Source organism: Streptomyces lushanensis (assembly GCF_001700515.1).
GTDB lineage: Bacteria > Actinomycetota > Actinomycetes > Streptomycetales > Streptomycetaceae > Streptomyces > Streptomyces lushanensis.
This window is the reverse complement of sequence record NZ_MAUD01000308.1, coordinates 1-5,883: the sequence shown is the minus strand read 5'-3', so window position 1 is coordinate 5,883 and position 5,883 is coordinate 1. Positions and strand designations below refer to the sequence as shown.

The 5,883-nt window shown below is 71.7% G+C and carries 6 protein-coding genes; 3 read left to right on the top strand and 3 right to left on the bottom strand.

Features of this window, described 5'->3' with window-relative positions:
* Nucleotides 1-115: 115 nt before the first annotated feature.
* On the bottom strand, nt 116-958 hold the full coding sequence (locus BFF77_RS23780; RefSeq protein WP_066953224.1) for a DUF1206 domain-containing protein: 843 nt from the start codon (nt 956-958) through the stop codon (nt 116-118).
* 105 nt (nt 959-1,063) lie between these two features.
* Between BFF77_RS23780 and BFF77_RS23775 the strand changes: the two genes are divergently transcribed.
* Together BFF77_RS23775 and BFF77_RS37805 are read left to right on the top strand one after the other, a co-directional pair.
* A complete protein-coding gene (locus tag BFF77_RS23775) occupies nt 1,064-1,645 on the top strand; it encodes a GNAT family N-acetyltransferase (protein WP_066953222.1) in 582 nt (193 codons plus the stop codon).
* A gap of 261 nt (nt 1,646-1,906) precedes the next feature.
* Nucleotides 1,907-2,035, top strand: coding sequence for a hypothetical protein (locus BFF77_RS37805; protein WP_281196579.1), 129 nt, complete (start codon nt 1,907-1,909; stop codon nt 2,033-2,035).
* Nucleotides 2,036-2,186: 151 nt separating this feature from the next.
* Here BFF77_RS37805 and BFF77_RS23770 read toward each other — a convergent pair whose 3' ends face one another.
* Nucleotides 2,187-2,759, bottom strand: coding sequence for a dihydrofolate reductase family protein (locus BFF77_RS23770; RefSeq protein ID WP_066953219.1), 573 nt, complete (start codon nt 2,757-2,759; stop codon nt 2,187-2,189).
* 140 nt (nt 2,760-2,899) lie between these two features.
* On the bottom strand, nt 2,900-4,495 hold the full coding sequence (locus BFF77_RS23765; protein WP_066953217.1) for a purple acid phosphatase family protein: 1,596 nt from the start codon (nt 4,493-4,495) through the stop codon (nt 2,900-2,902).
* Nucleotides 4,496-4,746: 251 nt separating this feature from the next.
* Here BFF77_RS23765 and BFF77_RS23760 point away from each other — a divergent pair, with 251 nt between their 5' ends.
* On the top strand, nt 4,747-5,793 hold the full coding sequence (locus BFF77_RS23760; RefSeq protein ID WP_066953215.1) for a 3-isopropylmalate dehydrogenase: 1,047 nt from the start codon (nt 4,747-4,749) through the stop codon (nt 5,791-5,793).
* The last annotated feature ends 90 nt before the right edge of the window (nt 5,794-5,883 follow it).

Below are 5,883 nucleotides of genomic sequence, written 5' to 3'. Positions count from 1 at the left end.
GGAACCGCCCCCGTACCGGCGCCCCCTCGCCGGTACGGGGGCGGTTCCATGACGAGGCGGGTGAGGGGGACACGGCACCCCTCACCCTCCCCGCGTCTCGCGCCACACCCGCGGCTCACACCTTGCGACGCCGCGCCATCATGAAGGAGAAGATCCCGAACAGCGCCAGACCGACGGCGACCGTGCCCAGCAGCCACGGGCCCGCCGGGGTCCCGGCGAAGGAACGCAGCGTGTCGTCCACGCCCTTGGCCTCGTCCGGCTCGTACGCGACCGCCGCCCGCACCACGAACACCCCCACCGCGGCGAAGAGCACACCCCGGGCGACACCGCCGGCCACCCCGGTGACATCGACGAAGCGCTTCTCCCGGCGCGACATCCGGCTCAGCTTGAGATGGTCGCGGTACTTCCGCAGAGCCGCGCGGGTGCCGATCCACGCCCCCGCGACCGCGATCCCGGCCCCGGCGATCCCCACGATCCACCGGCCGCCCGGCAGCTCCAGGGCCCTGGCCGTGATGTCCCGGGACTGCCGGTCGCTGGAGCCGCTGCCGCTGCCGGTGTCCCCGGCGGCGAAGGCCAGCACCGAATAGGCCACGAACCCGTAGAAGACGGCCCGCCCCGCCGACAGCAGCCGCTTGTGCGTCTTGTGCCCGTCAGGGCCGGCCGCGCCGAAGAGCGCCTCGGAGAGCCGCCACAGCGCCATGCCGGTCAGTCCGAGTCCCAGGGCCCAGAGCAGGACGGAGCCCATCGGCTGCTGCGCCACCTCCGCCAGCGCGCCTCCCCGGTCCGCCTGTTCGCCCTCGTCGGCACCGAGCGCGATCCGAAGAGCGAGTACGCCGATGAGCAGATACAGCACCCCGCGCGCCGCGAAACCCCAGCGGGCCGCCATGTCCATGGCCGAACTGTTCGCCGCCCGCCGTGCCTTGCCCCGCCCGCCGACCGACACTGTCCGTGCGTTCATGTTTGACCTCCGATGGTCGGGTGCCCCCGCGGCCGGGCCGGAAACGGCGGCGCCGGGACAGCCGCTCCGGCTTCCAGGCGCGCCGCGCCTGGAAGAGTGGACTCCATGACGGACCCGACGGACACCGTGGCTGCCGCCCCGCCTCTGCGCATCGCCCACACCTTCGAACTGCGTCCGGCCGAACGCGCCGGCGCACGCGCCCTGATGGACGCGGCCTTCGACGGCGACTTCTCCGACGAGGACTGGGACCACGGGCTCGGCGGTGTGCACGCCTTCGTACGGGCGGCGGACGGCACGTTCCTGGCGCACGGCAGTGTGATCCAGCGCCGGGTGCTGCACCGGGGCCGCTCGTACCGCGTCGGGTACGTGGAGGCGGTGGCGGTACGGCCCGGCCTGCGGCGGCAAGGGCTGGGCGGCAGGGTGATGGCGGCGCTGGAGCGGGTCATCGACGGCGCGTACGACCTCGGTGCCCTCTCCGCCTCCGACGACGGCGCGCCGCTCTACCGGGCGCGCGGCTGGCGGCTGTGGGAGGGCACGATCGGGACGCTGGGGCCCGGGGGAGTGGTCCGGCTGCCGGACGAGGAGGACTCCACGTATCTGCGTCCCGTTGCCGGGCGGCCTCTGCCGGGTGGCGGGGGCCCCTCGGGCGTGCTGGTGTTCGACTGGCGCGAGGGCGATGTGCTCTGAGATCGGCCGATCGGACAACCGCAGGTCGGAGGCGGTGCCGTCTCAGATGGTAGGAAGTCCGAGTAAATATGGAGACAGAGCGGCGCGCCTCGCTTAGCGTGGAAGGGCCGAACGTCTCGCTCCATCCAGCGAATGGCGGTCGCGGGCCGACGCCCCCATCAGGCAACCCCTGTGGCGCACGCCCCCCGCCCCTTCCGGCGCCTCGTAGATGCATCATGCGACCCCACCGCGTGGCACAGCTATCTCAAGGAGTCGATCATCATGGCCGAGACGACAGTCCGCCGCGTCCGTCACGCTCGCCGTACGAGCGAGTCCGACCGCAAGAACGCCGCGGCGGCCCTCCAGCGCGCCCTGGACCGCCGGGACAACGGCGGCTCGACGGGCCACTGACCCGCTCGACGGGCCACCGGCCGGTCCGCCGCCGCGCGGTCGCGTACCGGGTGCGCCCGCCGCGCGGCGGGTGTGCCCGACGTGTGCCGGGTGTGCCCGTCGGTGGCGCCGCGGTTGACGCCGTGGCGTTCCCGTGGCGCCACCGACCCGGTCAGCGGACGACGTCGAGGACGTTCATCTGGAGGCCGTTGGCGTACACGGCGTGTTCGACCAGCTTCAGCTTCTGGGTGTCCTTGTCGGTGGCGGGGAACAGACGCTTGCCCGCGCCGAGCAGCAGCGGGAAGACGAGCAGGTGGTAGCGGTCGATCAGTCCGGCGTCGGCGAGACCGTGGTTCAGGGCGACGCTGCCGTGGACGATGATCGGGCCGCCCTCGGTCTCCTTCAGTGCGGCGACCTCGTCGAGGGAGCGCAGGATGGTGCTCTCGCCCCAGTTCGACACGAGCCTGTCCTCGGTGAGGGTGGTCGAGACGACGTACTTCGGCATGGCTTTGTAGTCGGCGAACTCGTCCATGTCCGGCCACACCGGGCTGAACGCCTCGTAGCTGACCCGGCCCATCAGGATCGCGGTGGACTCCTGCTGCTCCCGCCCCTTGATGTCGAACGCCTCGGGATCGAACTCGACGTCCTTGAAGGTCCATCCGGAATTGCGGTAGCCGGGTTCGCCGCCCGGGCCCTCCACGACGCCGTCGAGCGAGATGAAGGCAGTGCTGACCAGGGTACGCATGGCGGTTTCCTCGGATTTCTGATGTGCGGTGTGCGGTCACGGCGACGTCCGGCGCCGTTCCAGAATCCATCCGACAAATAAAGTTGTCAAGACGAGGAAAGCTGTCGGGAAGCCGGAACCGGGCGCCGCCGTCCCGTCCGTCACTCCCGCGTGACCGTGAAGTGGTCCACCCGCGCCCCGCTCTCCGCGAGCGCGGTGACCTTCAGCTCCGGGCGGTGCCCCGTCGTCACCTCGACGGCGAGGAAGGAGAATCCGGTGTAGCGCACCCGTGACCACTCCACGGTCTCGGCGGCCTTCGCGCCGCCGGCCTCCCAGCGGTAGGACGGCACGCTCTCCACCTCGGCGGGGCGGCCCTCGTAGCTGTCCGGCACCGGAAAGCCGTACAGCGTCTTGCCCGCTCCGCCCGCCGTGACGTACACGATGCCGTCCCGTGTGGAGCTGACGGATCCGCCGATCTCCACCCGGCGGCCGACCGCGCCGCCGCGCAGCGCGTCGGTGCGTTCGTAGACGTGGTTGTGGCCGTTGACGACCAGATCGACGCGGTGCCTGTCGAAGAGCGGCACCCACGCCTCGCGTACCCCGCCGTCGGAGGCGTGCGCGCTGGTCGTCGAGAACGCGCAGTGGTGGAAGAAGACCACGACGAAGTCGATGTCCCGGTCCGCGCGCAGTTCGCCGAGGCGCCGGTCCAGCCAGCGCGTCTGGGCGCCGTCCGTGAAGCCGGTGTTGGCGCGGATCTCGTGCGAGACGTCGTTGGCGTCCAGGGCCACCACGCCCACGTTGCCGTAAGTGAAGGAGTACGCGCCCGGCGACTTCACGGGATCGGGGCCGCTGTCCGGCAGGGTCCAGCGCGCGTTCTGGCCGCCGTAGCCGTCGGGCGAGTACCACGCCTCCATGTCGTGGTTGCCCATGGTCACCATCCAGGGCACGCGCGAGGCCACGGTCTCGGTCTGGGCGAGGAACTGGTCCCAGACCCGGGCGTCGTACGTGTCGGACGAGGAGCCCCGGCCGCCGGCGTCCGCGTAGCAGATGTCGCCCGCGTGCAGATGGAAGGCCGGGTTCTGGCCCAGGATCACCTGGTCGTTGGCGAGCGCGTCGTACGAGACACCCTGGTCGCCGAAGGCGGTGAAGACGAAGGACTCGCCACGGGCGGCGGCGGGCGCGGTACGGAAGGTGCCGATGGTGGCGAAGTGACGCGGATCGGCCGGGTCGAAGCCCTCGTGCCCCACGCCGTAGTAGTACGTGGTGCCAGGGCGCAGCCGCTCCAGCGCCACATGCAGGTAGTACTGGTCCACCGCGGGCAGCGCGGCCGACAGGGGCGGGGTGTGCAGCGCCCGAACCTCCGCCTCGATGCGCCGGCTCAGCTCCCAGGGCTTCCGCCCCACCCGCAGGAACGGCCTCCCGACCGGGAACGGCACCTGCCAGGAGACCGTCATCCGGGTCTTCGGGTCCGAGCCGAAGGCGAGATGCCGGCCGAAGGGCGCCACCAGCGATCCGTCCACCCGGGCGGCGGCCGGCGAGGTCAGAAGGGCCGGGCCGGTGAGCGCGCCGTCCGCCAAGGCCCCGGCTGGCCCCGCGCTGGAGCCGAGCAGCCCGGCGCCGGCCACCGTGCCCGCGAGCAGGGTGCCGCCTCTGAGCAGCCCGCGCCGGCCGATCCGGCCACGCAGATACTCATGCTGTTCCGGCATGGTCATACGGGAGGCGAGACGGTCGGGAATCCCGACACGAGGGGTATCCATGGACAGACCGTGACACCGGTGGGTGGCGTTCGTGTGGATCCTGGGCATCGAGTCGGTGACGGACCGGGGCGGAGCGGGCCGGCGCGGGGCGGGCGGAGCGCGTCGGGCGCCGCGGCGGGCGGTCGGCCCAGCGGCGGCGGACGCGGCCTCCGCCCGGTGCCGGACACGGCCCGCGCGCGGCGACGAGACGCGATCTGTCCACGGAATGGACGTGCCATGTCATGGGCTGGGACGCGGAGTAGGGTGCCGCCATGTCTCGCAGCATCGATCTCGCAGTGATCCCCGGTGACGGCATCGGCCAGGAAGTCGTGGCCCAGGGCCTGAAGGTCCTGAGGGCCGTCCTTCCTCAGGGTGTGAAGCTGGAGACCAAGGAGTACGACCTCGGCGCCGCCCGCTGGCACCGTACCGGGGAGACCCTCCCGGACGCGGAGCTGGAGTCCCTCAAGGGCCATGACGCGATCCTGCTCGGCGCGATCGGCGATCCGTCCGTGCCCTCCGGTGTGCTGGAGCGCGGGCTGCTGCTCAGGCTGCGGTTCGCCTTCGACCACTACGTGAACCTGCGCCCGTCGAAGCTCTTCCCGCACACCGCCACACCGCTGGCGGGCCGGCCGGACATCGACTTCGTCGTCGTCCGCGAGGGCACGGAGGGCCCGTACACGGGCAACGGAGGTTCGCTGCGCACCGGTACGCCCGCCGAGGTGGCCACGGAAGTGAGCCTCAATACGGCGTACGGCGTGGAGCGGGTCGTCCGTGACGCGTACCGGCGGGCCGCCGCCCGTCCGCGCAAGAAGCTGACCCTGGTCCACAAGAACAACGTCCTCGTCTACGCCGGTCATCTGTGGAAGAACATCTTCGACCGCGTCGGCCGCGAGTATCCCGAGGTCACCACCGACTATCTGCATGTCGACGCCGCGACGATCTTCTTCGTCACCCAGCCGGAGCGCTTCGACGTGATCGTCACCGACAACCTCTTCGGTGACATCCTCACCGACCTGGCCGCCGCCGTGACCGGCGGCATCGGCCTGGCCGCGTCCGCGAACATCAATCCGGACCGTGCGTTCCCGTCCATGTTCGAGCCGGTCCACGGCTCGGCGCCGGACATCGCGGGCCAGGGCAAGGCCGACCCCACGGCCACGGTCCTCTCCGTCGCGCTGCTGCTGCGTCATCTCGGCCTCGACGCCGAAGCCGTACGGGTCGAGGAGGCCGTCGCGGCCGATCTCGCCGAGCGCGGCACGACGGCTCCCGCGCGTACGACCGACGAGATCGGTGACGCGCTCGCCGTACGAGTAGCGAGCTGACCCGTCGACTTCTCACAGCCGCCGGGTCTTCGGAACCCGGCGGCTGTGCTGTGCGCGGCCACCGGGTTCGACCCCCCTCAGCCCAAGGGC